This window comes from Paraburkholderia sp. SIMBA_053 (assembly GCF_046534895.1).
Classification (GTDB): domain Bacteria; phylum Pseudomonadota; class Gammaproteobacteria; order Burkholderiales; family Burkholderiaceae; genus Paraburkholderia; species Paraburkholderia caledonica.
Window position 1 is genome coordinate 86,108 of the sequence record NZ_JAWRXU010000010.1, and the last position, 19,470, is coordinate 105,577.

Sequence of the window (19,470 nt, forward strand, 5' to 3'; positions counted from 1 at the left end):
GACCAATTATTGCGTGCTGACGCGAAGCCCTGCTGCAAGCCGATGAAAGCCGTTTGTTTTTTAGGCGGCTTCAAAGGGGCCGTAAAATAGCAGGACTTTTCGCTAAGAGAACCTCATGCTGGATACTCTGCCAGGCGTCCCCAAGCCCGCCAACGACGATTCGAAGATGTTCGACCTCGCGCCCGTCTCGCTATGGGTCGAAGACTTCAGCGGCGTGCGCGATCTGTTCGACGCATGGCGCGCCGAAGGCGTGACCGACCTGCGCGCGCACTTCGCGAATGCGCCCGAACGGGTTGCGGAATGCGCCCGTAGCATTCGCGTCATCAAGGTGAATCAGAAGACGCTGACGCAATTCGAAGCCGCCGATTTCGCCACGCTCAACGACAATCTCGCCACGGTGTTCCGCGACGATATGCTGAAGACGCACCTGGAAGAACTGTGTCAGTTGTGGGCCGGGCAAGCGCACTTCACGAGCCAGACCGTGAACTACACGCTTGGTGGTCGGCGCCTCGACGTACTGCTGAAGGGCTCCGTGCTGCCGGGTCACGAGGAGCGCTGGGACCGCGTGCTGGTGTCGGTGGAAGACATCACCGAACTGGAGGCGGCGCGGCGTCGCGTGACGCTCGCCGAGGAATATGCGCGCGGCCTGTTCGAGCATTCGCCGGTATCGCTATGGGTCGAGGATTTCAGCGCGGTCAAGCAACTGCTCGATCAAGCGCGGGCGGCCGGCATTAGCGATTTCCGCGTATTTACCGATGTGCATCCGGAGTTCGTCGAGCGCTGCATGCAGGAGATTCACGTGCTCGACGTGAACTGGCACACGCTCGAAATGTTTGCCGCGCCGGACAAAAAAACGCTGCTCGCGCGCCTGCCGGAAGTGTTCCGCGACGACATGGGGCCGCATTTCCGCGAGCAGTTACTCGACCTGTGGGAAGGCAAACTGTTCCAGCAGCGCGAGGTGCTCAACTATTCGCTCGACGGCAGCGAGGTGCACGTGCATCTGCAATTCTCGGTGCTGCCCGGTCACGAAAAGAACTGGGACCTCGTGCTCGTCGCGCTGACCGATATCACCGCACGCAAGAAGGCCGAAGCGTACCTCGAATTTCTCGGCAAGCATGACGTGCTCACCAAGCTGCGCAATCGTTCGTTCTATGTGGACGAACTGAACCGGCTCGAGCGCAAAGGTCCGTGGCCCGTCACCATCATCATGGCTGATCTGAACGGCTTGAAACGCGTGAACGACCAGCTCGGCCACGCTGCCGGCGATGCGCTGCTGCGCCGCGCAGGCGAAGTGCTGGCGAAAGCGATGGAGTCGCCGTTCCAGGCCGCCCGTATCGGCGGGGACGAGTTCGCGATCCTGATGCCGAACACGGACGAGCGCGGCGGCGCGGCGATGATCGACGCAATTCGCCAACTCGTCGAAATGAACAATCAGTTTTATCCGGGCTCGCCGCTGAGCTTTTCAATGGGAGCCGCGACGTGCCAACGCGGGGACCGCCTTGAAGCCGGCGTGCAGCGCGCGGATCTGCTGATGTACGAAGAAAAACGCTCGCACTACGAACTGCGGCCCAGTGTGGACGCCAGCGGCGTCTGAAAGCGGGATAGCGCGACGCAGGCGTCGGCTATACTCGCCCCCCTCAACCGATCCCGATCCTCGGCGTACGCGCCTTCCGAAAAGAACCATGTCGACAATTCCCGCCTGCCCCCAATGCGCAATGGACAACACTTACCCGGACGGCGAGAACTATGTCTGCCCCGACTGCGCGCACGAGTGGCCAATCGCCGCCGTCACATCCGCTGACCAGTCAGACGAACGCGTGGTCAAGGACGCCAACGGCAATGTGCTCGCCGACGGCGATGCGGTAGTGCTGATCAAGGATCTCAAAGTAAAGGGCTCTTCGATCACCCTGAAAATGGGCACGAAAGTGAAGAGCATTCGGCTCGCCGGCGGCGATCACGAGGTGGACTGCAAAATGGACGCCGGCAACTTCATGTTGAAGGCGGCGTATCTGAAGAAGGTGTGAGGCAGCGCGCTTACACGGCCGTGACATAACGCGCGACTGGCTGCACGATTCGCGGCGGCGGTGAGTCGTAGATTGCCCGCATGCGCTTCACTTCGTCGACGGGACTCAGGCCAAACAGGCGCTTGAATTCCCGGCTGAATTGCGAGGCGCTTTCATAACCTACGCGCGCCGCTGCGGCGCCCGCATTCAAACCGTCTTGCACCATCAACAGGCGCGCGTGATGCAAACGCGTGGTCTTCACATATTGCATCGGCGAAGTCGCTGTCACTGCCTTGAATTGCGCGTGAAAAACAGCGAGGCTCATGCCGGCTTCCGCAGCAAGGGTATCGACGTCGAGCGCGCCGTGATAATCGGCGTGGATGCGACGCAGCGCCTTTGCAACGCGGCCAAAATGATTCTGGTGCGTGAGCGCCGCGCGAATCGCGTCGCCCTGCTCGCCGGTCAACACCCGATAGCAGATTTCGCGCACGATGCTGGGCGCGAGAATGCGCGCGTCGAGCGGCGACGCCAGCGCATCCAGCAGACGCTGCACCGCGCTGCTCAAAGCGGGATCGAGCGGCGTCGAGTAAATGCCGAGCGGTTCGTTCTTCGCGGCGCCTTGCGTTTCGTTGAGCGCCATCAGCAACTCGGCCACCATGGTCAGATCGACCCGGATCGAGATGCCGAGGAACGGCTGATCAAAGCTCGCCTCGGTCTCGCATTCGAACGGCAGCGGCACGGACAGCACGAGGTACTGCTGCGCATCGTACTGGAACACCTGGTCCCCGAGATAGCCGCGCTTGCGCCCCTGACACACAATAACAATGCTCGGCTCGTACATGACCGGCATGCGCGGCAGCGGGCTGTTGGCACGCATCAGGTTCACACCCTCAAGGCTCGAACGCGTCATGCCGGGCTTCGGCGCGAGCATGTCGAATACTTCGATCAGGCGCTGCTGCGCGGCGTCAGCCACTGGAAGTTCGGCTGAGGGTGACGACAGTTCGGACGAGTGCTGCGACATGACGATATAGTGACGTGCAAGAGAATAATGCTTGAAATTTAGCACCAAACTGCCTGGTGCGCTCCGCTCCAGGAGTTTTAGGCAAATCTTCAAGACATTCAGGTATTCACTGAGTGGCCTCGCGCTCCTACTATGGGAACCCTGCCGGATCATCCTTTCCGCGCTACGCCACCAGTCTGGTCGGCAGTTCATGTTCACGAACTCGCCACCCATGCGGGCGTTCCGATCCGCGCGGTGGTCCGACGCTCTGATCGAAACATTGGCAAGACCTGGCCGCATCGGCGACATGTATCGCCCATCGCGGGCGGCTTGCAACATCCACCCTCTTTTGCTGGAGCTACCCATGAGCACGACATATGCCTATGCCGCGACCGACGCCAGCGCGCCGCTCGCCCCGTTTGAAATCCAGCGCCGCGAACTGCGCGCGCACGACGTACAGATGGAAGTGCTGTATTGCGGCGTGTGTCACTCCGACCTGCATCAGGCCCGCAACGAATGGAAGAACACGGTGTATCCCGTGGTGCCCGGTCACGAGATCGTCGGCCGCGTCACCGCCGTGGGAACGGACGTCACGAAGTACAAGACAGGCGATCTCGTAGGCGTGGGATGCCTCGTCGACTCGTGCCGCACCTGCGCAAGTTGCGCCGAAGGGCTCGAGCAGTATTGCGAGAACGGTTTTGTCGGTACCTATAACGGCGTGGACCGCGTCGACGGACAGATTACGTACGGCGGTTATTCGACGCAACTCGTCGTCGACGAAGAATTCACGTTGCGTGTGCCGCAAAATCTCGACCCCGCCGGCGTTGCGCCATTGCTGTGCGCGGGCATCACGACGTATTCGCCGCTGCGCACATGGGGCGCCGGCCCCGGCAAGAAGGTCGGCGTTGTCGGCCTCGGCGGTCTGGGTCACATGGGCGTGAAACTGGCGCGTGCGATGGGCGCGCATGTCGTGCTGTTCACGACGTCGCCGTCGAAGATCGAGGACGCGAAGCGGCTAGGCGCGCACGAGGTGGTGATCTCGAAGAACGCGCAAGAAATGGAAGCGCATGCGAACAGCTTCGACCTGATTGTGAATACGGTGGCTGCGCCGCACGACCTGAACCCGTTCCTTAACCTGCTCAAGCGCGATGGAACGATGACGCTGGTAGGCGCGCCGGAGCACGATCATCCGTCGCCGCAAGTGTTCAACCTGATTCTCAAGCGCCGCCGCCTGGCTGGCTCACTGATCGGCGGGATTGCCGAGACGCAGGAGATGTTGGACTTCTGCGGTGAGCACGGAATCACTTCGGACGTCGAAGTCATTCCGATGCAGAAGATCAATGAGGCGTATGAGCGGATGTTGAAGAGCGACGTCAAGTATCGATTTGTGATCGATCTCGATTCTTTGCGGAAGTGATCGAGAGGGTTGCTGCCTGCGGCGCGGTATTTTTTTCGCGCCTGCGGGCGGTGGCTTTGTTTTTTGCTTTTTGTGGTTTGGAGTTCTGTTTCTGGGTGGGACCTTTGGCCTCTCCTTGATTTCACGGCGGTCTATTAGCGTTGCCCCTGTGCGGGGCGGCACTTACTTTCTTTGCCGCCGCAAAGAAAGTAAGCAAAGAAAGCGGGCTCAAACCGCTAGCTCATAAGTGGGCGCCGTGGCCTGCAACCGGAAGTGGTGCATCTGGAATCCGTGCTCCCGCACATTCCACGCTCGTGACAAAGCAGTCATTCTTCCGGCAGCGCTTCGCGCGCCGTGGCGGTCGTTCATAAAACCGCCGGTACTTTTTGTTGCGGGCAGTCATGTCGCGCCCAAGTTTTCGATCGGAAGTACTACCGATACGCGTCAAAGCGCGCACGGTGTTCCGTGCACCTTTCCGACAAGCGCACCGCGCGAGGCGGGAAGTATGACTGCCTTGTCACGAGTGCGGAATGTGCGAGGGCACGGATTCCAGATGCACCACTGCCCTCTCTGAGCCAGGGTACCCACTTATGAGCTAGCGGTGTGAGCCGCTTTCTTTGCTTACTTTCTTTGCGGCCGCAAAGAAAGTAAGTGCCGCCCCGCACAGGGGCAACGCTAATAGACCGCCGTGAAAACAGGGAGAGGCCAAAGGTTCAAAGAACCCCAGCGTAATCAAGCAAACACCCAAACAGCCCGCCGCAAAGGCAAAAAGCTAAATCCAAACGAGAGGCACCGAATGATAGACAGAATAACCGCCATGCGCACATTCATCCGGATCGTGGACACGAACAGCTTCACCCGCGCAGCGGAATCGCTGAACATTCCGCGCGCGACGGCGACTACCATCGTCCAGAATCTGGAAGCCCTGCTCGGCACGCAGTTGCTCGCCCGCACCACGCGGCGGCTCAGCGTCACTCCGGAAGGCGCCGCCTATTACGAACGCTGTGCGCAAATCCTCGCCGATATCGACGAAATGGAAGCCAGCATCCGGCACGCCACCGATAACCTCACCGGCCGCCTACGCATTGAAATGCCTGGCTCGGTGGCAAGCGCAATCGTGCTGCCTGCGCTCGACGACTTCCATACGCGCTATCCCAACCTCGACCTTGCCGTTGGCGTCAGCAACCGTACGGTGGATCTGGTGTCCGAAGCAATCGACTGCAGCATCCAGCTCGGTGAACTGCCGGACTCGAATCTCGTCGCGCGGCATCTCGGCACGCTCGAGCATGTCACCTGCGCAAGCCCGGATTATCTCGATCGATACGGCACGCCTACCGACCTCGACGACCTGCGCGGGCACGTCGCGGTCAATTGCATGTCGCCGCATAACGGCCGCGAAGTCGCATTCGATTTCGAAGTGGACGGCGAAGCGCAAAGCGTCAAGGTAAATGGTTTCGTGAAGGTCAGCGACGAGCAGGCGTATCTCACCTGCGGACTGCAAGGCCACGGGCTCATTCAACCTGCGCGGATCGCCGCGCAACCGTACCTCGACTCTGGACTATTGCGCGAAGTACTTCCGCAATGGAAGCCTGTGCCCATGCCTGTTTCGGTCGCCTATCTGAAGAATCGCCGTGTGTCGCCCCGCGTGCGCGCATTCGTGGACTGGCTCGCGGAGTTGTTCGAAAACGCTGAGCACGTCGATCAGGATCTCTCGCGCGTGCGTCAATTGCTGCGTGGCTTGCATCCCGCGTGAAGCGGATTCATGCAGCCTCGCAGCAGTACACGCGTGACAATAGATCAGCCTGGCAGCGGCACCGGCCGGGTCAGCAGGTCCACATAGAAATTGAAGAAGTTCTGGTTGTCGAAGCGTTTGACGATGGTCATCTTCTGCAAGCCAGCCGGCGGTGAGCTCGCATAGCCGGTAGCTTTGCCGTCATTTGCGCCGAAACTCGTATCCACGTCCACCCACTCGTCCACGGTCTGGGTCGCAAACGAAGGATGCATCAGGTACCCGAGTGTCAGTGTGTCCCATATGTTCGTGGTGTAGTTCGGGTTCGTCTCGAAGCCGTTCTTGCCGTCGAAACCGTAGCCATTCAATGTCTTGAACAATTGAGTAATGATGGTCTGCTTCGTTGGATCATGTGCGATACGGTCGTAAAGCGCCTTATCCATTTTCACGGTGTCTGTCACGTCGAGCGGCACGACGACCTGCTTCACCGGCAGACGCAGCACCTCTTTCGCTGCTTGCGGATCGAACCACCAGTTGAATTCCGCCGTTGATGTCGTATTGCCCGGCACGTCGATCGCGCCTCCCATATAGATGATCTGCTTGATCAACGGCACGATCTCGGGATGCTGACGCGCGGCGAGCGCGATATTGGTCAATGGTCCGATTGCAAGAATCGTCACCTCGCCGGGATTCTGCTTCACTGAATCGACGATGAAATCCACCGCGCTTTTGCTCTGCACCTTGGTGTGCGTCGCGAAGCCGTCGGGCGGTGCCACGAGGTCGCTATCCGACTTCGGCTCGGGCGTGCCCCAAGCGCCGAGATAGCCGTCGCCGCCGGGGAACTGCGCCATTTCTGCCTGGATCGTGGCGAAGTCATGCGACAGCGCATAGTTTGCGCCCGCATAGACGCCGATCTGCTTTTCAACGCCGAGCCGCTCGACGGATTTCAATGCATCCGCCACGCCCTGCTTCAACCATTGATTACCCGACACTACGGTAATGCCGAGTACTTTCAGCGATCCCTGCGCCTGTAATTGCGCCGCCATGACGCCGAGCTGGCCGTCGTCGCTCAACGTGTTGTAGTCGCTGTCGATAATGACCTTGGGGGGATTGGAGGGATTCAGTTCGCTGCCGCCGCATGCCGCAATGACCAGAGCAGTCACGACGCTTGCTACATAGCTCAATGCCACGAAAAACCGCTTCATTGATGTCTCCTGTTCTATCGCATCGGTGTGCGACTAGGGAGAGTCATCATAGACTTAAAGACGCCGAAATCAAACCGTAGTATCGACGAGGCTCGCGGATAACGCGAACCTCGCCAAGACCTCTCGAACAGAGAACTCGTATGGCAAAGAGTCAGGGCTGACGCGCTTGCTGCGCAGAGCCTGGACATGCGGGGTCTTTGCCCCAATGACCGTCGCACACGCGCCAGCGGCACAACTGGTCTTCGAAAAAGCCACGCTGTCCGCACTCTTTTACGCGCTCGGCAAGCTTTGCATTGCCCGGCGCCGCCGAGGTAGGCACCTTGGCGGCCGAACTACTGCCGCCCGCCTTGCTGTCCGCCGGTTTGGTCCGTGCAACGAGCGCGGCCAATAGATCGGCGTCCGAATCATCTTTCGACGTCGCACCCGGCTTCGCTTTCTTCGTCTGCGTGGCGGCGATCGTCGTGCCCGAACGATGGTTGCCTGCGCTTGCCGTTACGGTTTCCTTCTTGCCGTGCGCCGCGGCCTCGTGCTTGCTCCTGCTCGCAACGGCCGTTGAACTCTTGTCGTGCTTCGCCGCCGACGCAACCGCTGGTGCCGTTGCCGACGCGCCTGAGACCGGTGCGACCGCAGCAACCGAGGTCGAAGCGCCGCTCGGCACCGCGCCGTCAGCAAGCGCCCGCGACAAGCGGTTGTCCGCGAGACCCGCGGACGCCGATGCAGAAGAAGCCGCGGCTTTGCTGTCGCTGTCATCGGCGATGATCGTCGCCGCTTGCGACGATGCCGGCGCGGGCGCTTGCGCATTCGCGGCGAGCTGAACGGTTGCGCTCGCAACGGAGGCCGGTACGGCGGCCCTGGCGACGTTGGCTCCACTCGCGGGCAGGGCGCCGGCGACCGGCTCCGCAGGCGCACGTTGTTGCATGTGCCACGCGCCCCATCCCCCCGCGGCGATTACAAGCAGGGCGACCAGCGCAAGAGGCGTTCTTGACCGGCGTGGTTTATCGTTAGGCGGCGCGACGCGGCCTTCCAGATTCGCAAGAATTCGCGAACCATTGCCATCTGCGCCTTTAGCCTTATCGGATAACAGGCTAGGCGGGGCTTTGGAATTTGAATTTTCCGGCGCACTCATTCACTGTCTCATTGAATCCTGGATTATTTCGCCGTGATAATACTGCTCCGGCTCCTCTCCGAGCAGGCCTGATTCTAAGAGCAAGCATTACAAAATACAATTGTTTCCAATTTCCGGGGTCGCCATTGATTGCCGTAGTACTTCTTGCCTATTTCGCCATCGCGGTTGTGATCGCCGCAATGCTGCTTTTACCGGCAGTCCGGGCTTCTCTATTAGACGCTGCACTGACCATTCATGGGCGCGTTATGCGCGGGGCATCGCGTAGCGCATCCGTCGCGCGCGGCCAATTAGCACGCTCGGCAAGAATTTCGCAATCCACTGCGGTGGATATGAAGAAATTACTGGCGCGTCGGCGCTTGCTGATTTTTACCACCACAGGTATTCTTGCGACGCCGCCATTGGTGGCATTGGCATTACGCGGCCGGCAGTTATTCCAATTCGACGAAACAGCACGGGTACCCGACGAGAAAATTGCCGCCTTACTAAACGGCGAACAGCTCGTACCCCCGCCACCGCTGCCGCCGGAGGTGTTTGCCACGCGTGAAGTCGAGCAGATCCGGCCCGCGCTGAAAGATGCGAGCCGCGACTGGAATCTGCTCGATGCCGATTTCAGAACGCGTTTATTGCTCGTCTACAAAATCATGCACGAGCAGCACGGGTACGAAATGGCTTTGCTTGAAGGTTATCGCAGTCCGGAGCGGCAAAACCGGCTCGCGCAAATGGGGAGCAACGTCACCAATGCCGCTGCGTTTCAAAGCTATCACCAATACGGTCTTGCGGCGGACAATGCGTTTCTACGCGACGGCAAGCTCGTCATTTCAGAAAAAGATCCCTGGGCGATGCGAGGCTATCAGTTATATGGGCAAACAGCCGAACAGGTCGGCCTGACATGGGGTGGCCGCTGGAAAATGATGGATCTCGGGCACGTTGAATATCACAAACCCGGCTTCGTCCTCGGACGGGGTCATTAAGGCGTAACGGGTACAAGAGGCTGGAAAATGGGGCGTTCAATCATTATTTATGGCAAAAAGCGGCAGTGCAAACCGCAATCGGCCATACGACGGTGCATTCATCAGGCCGCTATTTGCAAGCACCGCACTCACGCATTTAACAATTCACCCATTTTCATGTTTGTCCCGAACCCGCTTTCGTTTTCTTTCGCTTCGGTTTCAAACGCTGCACTCGCGTGATGCCGTTTGCCACAGCACGCGCCACAACACCAATCATCAAGACCTGAACGGCTTATGCGACGCATTCTCAACGTGTTGACCCATCCACGCACGCTCTCGATCATCGGCCTGCTCGCGCTCGCTGCTGTGTTGTTCGTCGGCGCCGATACATTGCAGATCGATCTGATGTGGCCGGCCATCGCACTCGGCGTGGTCATCGCGCTATGGCTGCTCGTGTGGGCGGTGCGCCGCCTGCGCGCGCGGCGCGCGAACCGCAAACTCGGCGAGATGCTGGAACAGCAGGCCGAGAAACAGAGCACAGAGGCCGGTCCTGCGCCCACGCCCGCCCGTCAGGCGGAACTCGACGTGCTGCGCACGCGCCTCGTCGATGCAGTCAAGACCATCAAGACCTCGAAGATCGGTCAGGTCTCGGGCGGCTCCGCACTGTACGAGTTGCCGTGGTACATCGTGATCGGCAACCCCGCCGCCGGCAAGAGCAGCGCCGTGTTGAACTCAGGCTTGCAGTTTCCCTTCGCCGACAAGAACAACGCGGTAATTCACGGCATTGGCGGCACGCGCAACTGCGACTGGTTCTTCACGACCGAAGGCATTCTGCTGGATACGGCCGGCCGTTACTCAGTGCATGAAGAAGACCGCACCGAATGGCTCGGCTTTCTTGGCCTGCTCAAACGCTTTCGGCCGAAAGCACCGATCAACGGGATCATCGTGACGGCGAGCATTGCGGAGCTCACCAGCAGCAAGCCGGAATTTGCAATCAATCTCGCGAAGAACCTGCGCCAGCGTGTGCAGGAATTGACCGAGAAGCTCGAAGTTTTCGCGCCTGTCTACGTGATGTTCACGAAGGCAGACCTGATTACGGGCTTCACCGAATTCTTCAGCGGCAGCGACCGTCATGAATACGACCGCGTGTGGGGCGCCACCCTGCCCTACGAACCGGACGAGAAGCGCGACGTGGTGGGGCTTTTCGACGAGCACTTCGAAGAACTGTACGACGGCCTGAAAGAAATCAGCGTCGCGCAAATGTCAATCAATCGCGGCAATAAGCTCTCGCCCGGTCAACTGAGCTTTCCACTGGAATTCTCGACGATCAAGCCGGCACTGCGTGCGTTCCTTGCCACGCTCTTTGAAACGAACCCGTTCCAGTACAAGCCGATCTTCCGCGGCTTTTATTTCACGAGTGCATTGCAGGAAGGCGAAACCAATAGCTCCGCAGCCACGCGCATCGCCAACCGCTTCGGCCTGAGCGCCGACAGCCTGCCGAAGCCGCATAGCGCATTCTCGAAGAACGGCTTCTTTCTGCGCGATCTTTTTTCGAAAGTAATTTTCGCAGACCGGCAAACGGTCAAGCAGTTTGCAAGCCCCGCGAAAACGCGCATGCGCTATGCAACGTTCTTCGGCTTCGTCGCCGCGCTGGCGCTCGCACTCGGCGGCTGGACCTGGTCGACCATCGGCAATCAGCAACTCGCCGAGAACGTGAAAGCCGACCTCGACAACGTGGTGCGCCTGCAGCAGAACCGCAACGATCTGCAATCGCGCCTGCAGGCCATGGACGTTCTCGAAGACCGTATCGACCAGTTGGAACAGTTCCGCCGCGACAAGCCGCTCGCCGTTTCATTCGGTCTGTACCAGGGCGACCGTCTCGAAGAACGCCTGCTTACCGAGTACTACAACGGCGTGCGCCAGATCCTTCTCGATCCGGTTTCGCAGAACCTCGCGTCGTTCCTGAAGGAGGTCAACGCGCATCCCGATCAGCTTGCGCCGCTCAACCGCACGCCCGATGCGGCCGCCATTCCCGTCTCGGCTCACACGGCCATGGCGGCGAACAGCCAGGGCGGGCTTTATAGCGACGCATCGCCAACCAACGTCGAAGACGCGTACAACGCGCTCAAGACGTATCTGATGCTAAGTGACAAACGTCACGTGGAAACGGCTCATCTGACCGACCAGGTTGCGCGTTTCTGGCGCGGCTGGCTCGAAACGAATCGCGGCAACATGCCGCGTGACGAGATGATCCGCAGCGCGGAGCGCATGATCACGTTCTACCTGTCACGCGTATCCGACGACGACTGGCCGATGATCGACCAGAACCTCGGCCTCGTTGACCAGACGCGCGAAAACCTGCGCCGCGTGGTGCGCGGCATGCCGGCTCGTCAGCGTGTCTACGAAGAGATCAAGGCGCGCGCGTCGACCCGTTTCGCGCCAATGACCATCGCGCGCATCGTCGGCGAAAACAACACGGCGCTCGTGGCGGGCAGCTACGCGATCCCCGGCACGTTCACGCGTGAAGCGTGGTTCCAGTACGTGCAGCCTGCAATCCGCGACGCCGCGACGAAAGAACTGCAAGCGAAAGACTGGGTGCTCAACACCTCCGCTCATGACGACCTCACGCTCGAAGGCAGCCCTGAGCAGATTCAGAAAGCACTCGTCACGATGTACAAGACCGAGTACGCAATGCACTGGCAGAAGTTAATGCAAGGTATTGCTGTGCAGAGCTTCGGCAGTTTCGGACAAGCGGTGGACGCAATGAACCGTCTCGGCGATCCGCAGGATTCGCCCATTCGCAAAGTACTCGAAACTGCTTACGACCAGACCTCGTGGGATAACCCGTCGCTTTTCAACGCGAACCTGAAACGCGCGCAAAGCGGCGTGACGAGCTGGTTCAAACAATGGTTCGCACGCGCGCCGACCGGTCAATTGAACGCGAACATCGACATCAACGGTAATCCAGTGGAATTGCCGATGGGCCCGATCGGCCAGGCGTTCTCCGCGCTCGGCCGCATTGTCGTGACGGGCGACAACGGCTCGATGCTCAAGGGCTACATGGACACGCTGTCGAAGGTCCGTACGCGCTTTAACGTCATCAAGAATCAGGGCGATCCCGGGCCGGGCGCGCGCCAGCTCATGCAGCAGACGCTCGACGGCAGCGGCTCCGAGTTGGCCGATTCGCTCAAGTATGTCGACGAGCAGATGTTGACGGGTCTCACCGACTCACAACGCAAGGCGTTGCGGCCGCTGCTGGTGCGTCCGCTGATGGCCGCGTATGCCGTGGTGATTCAGCCCGCGAGCGTCGAAGTGAACAAGGTGTGGAATGCGCAGGTGTATCAGACGTTCCAGAATTCGCTGGCGAACAAGTATCCGTTTGCCGGCGATGCGAAGGTCGAAGCCGGCGCGGGTGAGATTGCGCAGGTATTCGGACCCGACGGTTCGATTGCGAAGTTCGTCGGCACCACGCTCGGGCCGCTCGCGGTGCGCCGCGGCGACACGCTCACCGCCCGCACATGGGGCGACATGGGCCTCGCGCTCACGCCCGACTTCACCAACGGCTTCGCGCGTTGGGTCGCGCCGCTCGCCGGCGGCGCAGCGGGTGCGTCGGCGGGCCAAAGCTCGGCCGAGCCGCAGACGGTGTTCCAGATTCTGCCGCAGCCGAGCAGCGGAACGACCGAGTACACGCTCGCGATCGACGGTCAGCAGATGCGCTACCGCAACACGCCGCCGCAGTGGACCAACTTCGTGTGGCCGAATCCGTCGGGCTCGCCAGGCGCTACGCTGAACGCGACGACCTTCGACGGTCGCACGCTGCAGCTCGTCAACGAGCCGGGCCGCTACGGTCTTGAGAAGCTGATCAACTCGGCGCAACGAAAGCGCCGCCCGGATGGGACCTTCGACCTGTCGTGGACCCAAGGCAATGTGACGGTGGCGGTGAGCATGCGGATCATCAGCACGTCGCAAGCATCGGGCAGCAGCAGCGACGCGCCACAACAGCAGAGCCTGCGCGGTTTGCGCCTGCCGTCGTCGGTAGCGGACGTGAGTGCGGCGGCCAACTCGGTCACCGCTACGGCCACGAATACGGCGGCGCCCGCATCGCCGGCAGCGCGGCCGGCCACGGCCGCCACTGCGGTTTCGAACACAGGGAGTGCGCAATGACGCAGACCGTGCAGGCGCAGATCGCGTACTTCGGCAAGATTCCGTCGCGTGGGGACTTCGTAAAAAGCGCGCATAACCCGCAGTTGCTCGCCACGCTCGACCGCTGGATCGCCGAGGCAATGGAATTGCTCACTGACGATCCGCGCTGGAAGATCGTCTATGAAAATGCGAAGCCCATGCACTTCGCGTTCCTCGGTTCGCGCAGCAAGCTCGCCATTGCGGGCCATATGGTGGCGAGTCACGATCAGTCGTCGCGCCGCTTTCCGTTTCTTGCGGCAACCGCGCTCGAAGTCGAAAAGCCGCTCACGTTCCTCGCGCACAGCCCGCTCGCTTTCGCGCGTTTGTGGTCGCGCGTGTCGGCGCAGATGAAGCCTTTGCTTGGCGCAAGCGAGCCGGCCGGCGCATTGCAGGCGCTGGGCGAAACGCAGGTGCCGATCGAGATCGGCGGCGGTCCGGGCAATCCGCATGACGGCACCTTCAACGACTTTGTCGAGCACCAGACGCTCGCCGGGCTCGAACAGATGTTGCTGGCAAGCGGCCATCCGGTGCGCTTGCGCGGCGCGATGCTCGCGCTCGGTTCTCTGCTGCGCCCCGTGATGCAAAGCGGCTCGTCGCATCTGGAACGCGGACTCACGCTGCCGCTGCCTAACGATCCGTTCTATCGCAGTCTCGTTGCGGCATTCTGGCTCGAACTGATCGCGCCGTTCGTCGCGCAGGCGGATTTCGAACTGGCGATCTTCATCGGCACGATCGCAGAGCGCGAGCGGCTCATTGTCGGCTTTAACGGCGCGTCGGCGAAAACGCTGCATAGCGTGGTCGATCCGCAAGCCTATGCAGCACATAACATCGATATCGACGATCCCGAGTGGATCGACGAACACGCACAAAACGATCATGGCATCAGCAAGCTTGTCAGCTACCTCGACCAACCGCAACTGTCCTTGCGCGTCAGCATCGACACGTTCCGCGAAGCCTTCACGGGAGCGTAATGCAATGCTGAACTCACGCACCAGGATCGCCGTGCTACTCGCGGGCTTGATGTTCAACGCTTCGGCGCACGCCGACAACGACGGCCCTGCCCGCGTCACACCGGTCGACAACAGCGGCATTTCGATTCGCACCACGACACTGCCCGCGCCTTCGGCCAACCCCTCAGCTACTGCGGGCAATGTGGGGCCCGCGGTGAACACTGCCGGCCTCGCGAGCGGCACGACCGGTGCGGGCACCGGTGCCGTCACGGCATCGCCGCCGCCCGCTAACGCGGCGCCGGGCCAGGTCGTGGTGGGCGGCAAAGTACCGGACGAAGCGACCAAGGCGGCCGTGCTCGCACGTTTGCGGGAGACGTATGGTGCAGCCAGCGTGGTCGATCAGATTGAAGTCGCAGACGTTGCGACGCCGCCTAACTGGTCCGCCAACGTGCAAAAGCTGATCGGCCCGCAACTGAAGCAGATCAGCAAGGGCCAATTGAAAATCGACGGCACGCAGATCGACGTAAAGGGAGAAGTACGCAACGAGTCGCAGCGTCAGCAACTTGCGAGCGATATGGCAAACGCGCTGAATCCGACCTATACGATCAAGAACGGTCTGCGCGTCAGTGCATCCGAGCAGGGCCTGCTGGACCAGACGCTCGCGAATCGTACGATCGAATTCGAGACCGGCAGCGCGACGCTCACGCCGCAAGGCCGCGCCATTCTCGATCAGATGGCTGCTGCGATGCTGAAGATGACCACGAAGACGGTGGCGATTATCGGTCACACCGACAACTCGGGTAACCGAACCTCGAATATCGCTTTGAGCCAGGCACGCGCCGATGCCGTGAAGGGCTACCTCGTCGCGAAGGGCATTCCGCCGCAACAGATGAGCACGACCGGCGTCGGACCCGATCAGCCGATTGCATCGAACGATAGCGCCGATGGGCGCGCACGTAATCGCCGAATCGAGTTTCGCGCGGGTTCCTGAGCGGACCAACGCGTCAGCATGTGAACTGCTCGCGCAAAAAAACCTGGCTCGGTCAAGCGACTCGAAGCCAGGTTTTTTCGTTTTGGCGCGGACCTCTAGCCGTTTTCTTCCGGCTTTACGCCGAGCAACTCGCGAATATGCGCGAGCGATCCGTCGTCTTTCACCACGGTCGAAAGCCACTGATGCAACGGCATGTCCGCAGCCTCGGCGGCCTTGTCGGCGAAGTAAGCCGCGGGATTATGCGGCTCCGTAGTGCGAAAGAACCGGGCCACCGCGCGCAACTGCGCGACGGCTTGCGCGCGGCTCTGGATTCCTGCGATTGCGTGGGTCGGCGGCGTCGTCAACACGGGCTCCTCGCGTTGCGGTGAAGTTTTGAAGGTGGGTTCGGCCCGTTCCAGTTCGTGATGCGTCGGCGCACTCGATCTGTCGACAGACGTCGGTTGCGCATCTGCATTCACGCCCAGTTCGCGCGCAAAACGTTCGGCCAGACGATAAACGCTTTCATATGCGTCTTTCGCCTGACGGAAGCTCGGTGCCGAGTCAGCGGCGCGACGGTCCAGTTCCTGTTCGAGTGCGAGCATTGCCGCTTCGAACGCCTTGAGTTCGGCCAGCAGCGTTGAGTAAAAGGCGGGCGGCGTCGCGCGTTTCGATGCGTCGATCTGCTCGATCGACGGCTTGCCGCGCGCAATGTCGTCGGCATGATCGGGATCGCGCTTCACAGCTTGCGCAACGTGTGTCGCCACGTCCCAATCGATCGTGCTGTACAGGTTGCCTTGCGACGACGTAAGCGGCATGGCACGCAGCAGATCGCCAGTGCGACCGACAAGCCATGCAACGTTGCCGAGTCGATATTCGGTGTCGTCGCCTTCCGGCAGCGGATGGACTGTGTCCCAAAACTTCTCGCACAACCCCGCCAGCAGCGTATAACCCTGCGTGAGTCCGCTCACGCCTTCTTCTATGGCAAGCGCTTCCGTGAGCCACACAGCGAGCCGCAAGTCTTTGGTCTGCGTCTGCAGCAAAGCGCTCGATCGCTCGATAACGAACGGCCAGTCGGCTTCCTTGATCTCGGTGATCCATTCGCCTTGATCGAGCGATGGATCTTCGAAACGCCGGGCGTGCTGGATCGCATCGAAGTCGGCGGAGAACAGCAGATCTTCGCCACAGGGCGCGGCTTCGCTGATTGGAGCGAGCAACGTGTTCAGATTGGTCGGCATGGCACAGAGCTATCAGAATGCATTTGTGAAATTGCTTAGGCGACGGCGTATTCGAACTCGCCAGCCTCGCTTGCGCGCACCGAAATACGTTGAATCGCCACGCCGTTGGCTATGCGCTCCAACACGTGTTGTGCAACTTCGGGCAACAGCGTGCCGTTCAGAATATGGTCGACGTTGCGCGCACCGGAATCCACTTCGGTGCAGCGCGCGAGGACCGCATCGACGAGAGACTCGTCCCACTCGAACACCGCCTTGTGATTCGATTCTATGCGGCGGCGAATCCGCTCCAGCTTCAACGCGATGATCTCGGCAAGCACGTCGTCGGAAATCGGATAATAGGGCACTACTTTCATGCGCCCGAGAAAAGCCGGTTTGAATGCTTTGTATAGTTGCGGGCGCAAGGTTTCTGCAAGTGCATCGGCGTCAGGCAATTCCTCGGCGGTTTTGTTCAGGCACGCCTGCATGACCGCTTGCGAACCGACATTCGACGTGAGAATGATCAGCGTATTGCGGAAATCGATCTCGCGGCCTTCAGCGTCATCCATCGTGCCCTTGTCGAACACCTGAAAGAACATTTCGAGCACATCGGGATGGGCCTTTTCGACTTCATCGAGCAATACGACCGAATACGGGTTGCGGCGCACCGCTTCTGTCAGCACACCGCCTTCGCCATAGCCGACGTAGCCCGGCGGCGATCCTTTGAGGCCAGACACGCTATGCGCTTCCTGGTACTCGCTCATGTTGATGGTCACCATCTTGCGCTCGCCGCCATACAGCACATCGGCAAGTGCGAGTGCCGTCTCGGTCTTGCCGACGCCCGACGGTCCGACGAACATGAACACACCACGCGGTTTGTTCGGATCTTCGAGGTTCGCGCTTGCCGTGCGTACTCGTTGCGCGATGGCTTCGAGTGCATGATCCTGTCCGATCACCCGCGCGCCAAGTAATGGCTGCAGGTTGAGCACAGTCTGGATTTCGTCCTTGACCATGCGGCCGAGCGGAATGCCTGTCCACGACGCGACGATTTCCGCTACGACGTGACCGTCCACCTGCAACGGCACCATGGGCTGACCGCCCTGCAACGCATGCAATTCGGCGACGCGAACCGCGAGCGTTTCGCGCGCCTGTTGCGCCTTCGCCGCTTGCTCCGCGTCCGCGCTACTCACCCGCGCGGCGTCGATCTCCGCCCGCAAGCCGACGATCTCGCTCATCAATGCGCGCTCCCTGTCGTAGCGCGCCTCGTCTTCGGCGAGATCCTTCAGGTCTTCTTCGCGCAGTTCGCGCAACTGCGCGAGCCGTTCGTCGTGAAGCGCCCCGCTCGCCACTTCGCGCTCCAGCGCCGCAATTTCCGCGTCGATACGCTCGAGGCGCTTCTTCGTGTCGTCGATGGCGGCCGGTGTCGAACTGTGCGCGAGCGCGACTTTCGCGCATGCGGTGTCAAGCACGCTGATCGCCTTATCCGGCAGTTGCCGGCCGCTAATGTACCGATGCGAGAGGCGCACTGCTTCGGTAATCGCGTCGTCGAGCACCCGCACGTTGAAGTGCTTTTCCATCAGCGACGCCATGCCGCGCAACATCGCTGCCGCCAGCGTTTCGCTCGGCTCTTCGATCTTCACGACCTGGAAACGGCGTGCCAGTGCTGCGTCTTTCTCGAAGTACTTCTTGTACTCGCTCCAGGTGGTCGCAGCGATTGTGCGTAATTCGCCGCGCGCCAATGCCGGCTTCAGCAGATTCGCCGCATCGTTCTGGCCAGCCTGCCCGCCCGCGCCGATGATCGTATGCGCCTCGTCGATGAACAGGATGATCGGATGCGGGCTCTTCTTGACCTCGTCAATCACGTTCTTCAGGCGGTTCTCGAATTCGCCCTTCACGCTGGCGCCTGCTTGCAGGAGGCCCATGTCCAGTACATGCAGCGCCACGCCTTTCAGCGGCGCGGGCACGTCGTCTGCCGCAATGCGAAGCGCGAGCCCTTCGACCACCGCAGTTTTACCGACACCCGCCTCGCCTGTCATGATCGGATTGTTCTGCCGACGCCGCATCAGTATGTCGATGGTCTGGCGAATTTCGCCTTCGCGGCCGATCACCGGATCGATCTTGCCTTCACGCGCTCGCTGCGTGAGGTTGCTGGTGTAGGTATCCAGTGCCGGCGTCTTCGACGGTGCGCCCACCGCCGCGTCGGCTCTCGCTGAATCGCTCGCGCTTTCGTCCGGACTCTGCGCCGCATCGCTGCGCTCGACTTCGCGAGAGCCTGCAGTCAACTCGTCGAACTTATGCTTCAGATCCGTCACACGCACATCGCCCAGCAATGGCGACATCCGCTCGGCGAATTGTGCGAGATCGGGTGCGCTCAGCAACGCGAGCAGCAAATGCCCTGAACGGATGCGCCCAATCTGCGAGTCGAGCGACGCAATCAGCCATGCCTGTTCGAGCAAATCGATCAGCTGTTTCGAGAACACCGGCGTACGCGTATTGCCTGTTTTCAGGCGCTGCAACTCACGCTCGATATCCGCGCGCAACGCATGCGGATCGATCCTGCTTGCGCGCAGCACCAGCGCAACATCGCTTGCCGGTTCATCGAGCAGCGCAAGCAGCAGATGTTCGAGGTCCACCTCGTAATGACCGCGTGCAAGACAGTTGTTCGCCGCCAGCAACGCTGCTTGCCGGCAAGTCGGATTCAGTTTCGCGATCAGGGTATTGAGGGACGTGCTCATGTCGTGCGATCCG

At 60.8% G+C, this 19,470-nt stretch carries 13 protein-coding genes; 8 read left to right on the plus strand and 5 right to left on the minus strand.

All coding sequences use genetic code 11. The features are described 5' to 3' along the window. Positions 1 to 115: 115 nt before the first annotated feature. Together SB753_RS25360 and SB753_RS25365 are read left to right on the plus strand one after the other, a co-directional pair. On the plus strand, positions 116 to 1,594 hold the full coding sequence (locus tag SB753_RS25360; RefSeq protein WP_087754455.1) for a diguanylate cyclase domain-containing protein: 1,479 nt from the start codon (positions 116 to 118) through the stop codon (positions 1,592 to 1,594). Between the two features lie 88 nt (positions 1,595 to 1,682). After that, positions 1,683 to 2,024, plus strand: a complete 342-nt coding sequence (locus SB753_RS25365; RefSeq protein WP_027805005.1) for a zinc ribbon domain-containing protein YjdM — start codon at positions 1,683 to 1,685, stop codon at positions 2,022 to 2,024. 10 nt (positions 2,025 to 2,034) lie between these two features. On the opposite strand, the gene SB753_RS25370 is transcribed toward SB753_RS25365, so the two are convergent. Next, positions 2,035 to 3,024, minus strand: a complete 990-nt coding sequence (locus SB753_RS25370) for an AraC family transcriptional regulator (protein ID WP_027805004.1) — start codon at positions 3,022 to 3,024, stop codon at positions 2,035 to 2,037. A 343-nt stretch (positions 3,025 to 3,367) separates the two neighbouring features. On the opposite strand from SB753_RS25370, the gene SB753_RS25375 reads away from it, so the two are divergent. Next, complete coding sequence (locus SB753_RS25375; protein ID WP_020070394.1) at positions 3,368 to 4,420, plus strand: NAD(P)-dependent alcohol dehydrogenase; 1,053 nt, start codon at positions 3,368 to 3,370, stop codon at positions 4,418 to 4,420. A gap of 775 nt (positions 4,421 to 5,195) precedes the next feature. Continuing rightward, on the plus strand, positions 5,196 to 6,152 hold the full coding sequence (locus SB753_RS25380; RefSeq protein ID WP_088175985.1) for a LysR family transcriptional regulator: 957 nt from the start codon (positions 5,196 to 5,198) through the stop codon (positions 6,150 to 6,152). A gap of 44 nt (positions 6,153 to 6,196) precedes the next feature. Here the strand turns inward: SB753_RS25380 and SB753_RS25385 are convergent, their stop codons facing one another. Together SB753_RS25385 and SB753_RS25390 are read right to left on the minus strand one after the other, a co-directional pair. Continuing rightward, complete coding sequence (locus tag SB753_RS25385; RefSeq protein WP_410802453.1) at positions 6,197 to 7,333, minus strand: nucleoside hydrolase; 1,137 nt, start codon at positions 7,331 to 7,333, stop codon at positions 6,197 to 6,199. A gap of 151 nt (positions 7,334 to 7,484) precedes the next feature. Beyond that, complete coding sequence (locus tag SB753_RS25390; RefSeq protein ID WP_410802455.1) at positions 7,485 to 8,459, minus strand: hypothetical protein; 975 nt, start codon at positions 8,457 to 8,459, stop codon at positions 7,485 to 7,487. Between the two features lie 125 nt (positions 8,460 to 8,584). Here SB753_RS25390 and SB753_RS25395 point away from each other — a divergent pair, with 125 nt between their 5' ends. From SB753_RS25395 to SB753_RS25410, 4 genes are all read left to right on the plus strand, one after another. After that, positions 8,585 to 9,430, plus strand: a complete 846-nt coding sequence (locus SB753_RS25395) for a M15 family metallopeptidase (protein ID WP_027805001.1) — start codon at positions 8,585 to 8,587, stop codon at positions 9,428 to 9,430. A gap of 273 nt (positions 9,431 to 9,703) precedes the next feature. Continuing rightward, entirely contained in the window at positions 9,704 to 13,573 is a 3,870-nt protein-coding gene (gene tssM, locus SB753_RS25400; protein WP_410802457.1) for a type VI secretion system membrane subunit TssM, read from the plus strand. Next, positions 13,570 to 14,562 (plus strand): type VI secretion system-associated protein TagF, encoded by a 993-nt coding sequence (tagF, locus tag SB753_RS25405; RefSeq protein WP_020070388.1) that lies wholly within the window; start codon positions 13,570 to 13,572, stop codon positions 14,560 to 14,562. The genes tssM and tagF overlap by 4 nt, the downstream gene beginning before the upstream one ends. Positions 14,563 to 14,566: 4 nt before the next feature. Next, complete coding sequence (locus SB753_RS25410; protein ID WP_408492712.1) at positions 14,567 to 15,532, plus strand: OmpA family protein; 966 nt, start codon at positions 14,567 to 14,569, stop codon at positions 15,530 to 15,532. Positions 15,533 to 15,627: 95 nt separating this feature from the next. On the opposite strand, the gene tssA is transcribed toward SB753_RS25410, so the two are convergent. Together tssA and tssH are read right to left on the minus strand one after the other, a co-directional pair. Next, positions 15,628 to 16,746 (minus strand): type VI secretion system protein TssA, encoded by a 1,119-nt coding sequence (tssA, locus tag SB753_RS25415; RefSeq protein ID WP_088175981.1) that lies wholly within the window; start codon positions 16,744 to 16,746, stop codon positions 15,628 to 15,630. A 35-nt stretch (positions 16,747 to 16,781) separates the two neighbouring features. Then, complete coding sequence (tssH, locus tag SB753_RS25420) at positions 16,782 to 19,457, minus strand: type VI secretion system ATPase TssH (RefSeq protein WP_410802459.1); 2,676 nt, start codon at positions 19,455 to 19,457, stop codon at positions 16,782 to 16,784. Between the last annotated feature and the right edge of the window lie 13 nt (positions 19,458 to 19,470).

Excerpts from the sequence above, each read along its gene's own strand:
- tagF (WP_020070388.1), top strand. The coding sequence starts at position 13,570 with ATGACGCAGACCGTGCAGGCGCAGATCGCGTACTTCGGCAAGATTCCG.
- SB753_RS25390 (WP_410802455.1), bottom strand. The coding sequence starts at position 8,459 with ATGAGTGCGCCGGAAAATTCAAATTCCAAAGCCCCGCCTAGCCTGTTA.
- tssA (WP_088175981.1), bottom strand. The coding sequence starts at position 16,746 with ATGCCGACCAATCTGAACACGTTGCTCGCTCCAATCAGCGAAGCCGCG.
- SB753_RS25370 (WP_027805004.1), bottom strand. The coding sequence starts at position 3,024 with ATGTCGCAGCACTCGTCCGAACTGTCGTCACCCTCAGCCGAACTTCCA.
- SB753_RS25375 (WP_020070394.1), top strand. The coding sequence starts at position 3,368 with ATGAGCACGACATATGCCTATGCCGCGACCGACGCCAGCGCGCCGCTC.
- tssM (WP_410802457.1), top strand. The coding sequence starts at position 9,704 with ATGCGACGCATTCTCAACGTGTTGACCCATCCACGCACGCTCTCGATC.
- SB753_RS25385 (WP_410802453.1), bottom strand. The coding sequence starts at position 7,333 with ATGAAGCGGTTTTTCGTGGCATTGAGCTATGTAGCAAGCGTCGTGACT.
- tssH (WP_410802459.1), bottom strand. The coding sequence starts at position 19,457 with ATGAGCACGTCCCTCAATACCCTGATCGCGAAACTGAATCCGACTTGC.
- SB753_RS25410 (WP_408492712.1), top strand. The coding sequence starts at position 14,567 with ATGCTGAACTCACGCACCAGGATCGCCGTGCTACTCGCGGGCTTGATG.
- SB753_RS25365 (WP_027805005.1), top strand. The coding sequence starts at position 1,683 with ATGTCGACAATTCCCGCCTGCCCCCAATGCGCAATGGACAACACTTAC.
- SB753_RS25380 (WP_088175985.1), top strand. The coding sequence starts at position 5,196 with ATGATAGACAGAATAACCGCCATGCGCACATTCATCCGGATCGTGGAC.
- SB753_RS25360 (WP_087754455.1), top strand. The coding sequence starts at position 116 with ATGCTGGATACTCTGCCAGGCGTCCCCAAGCCCGCCAACGACGATTCG.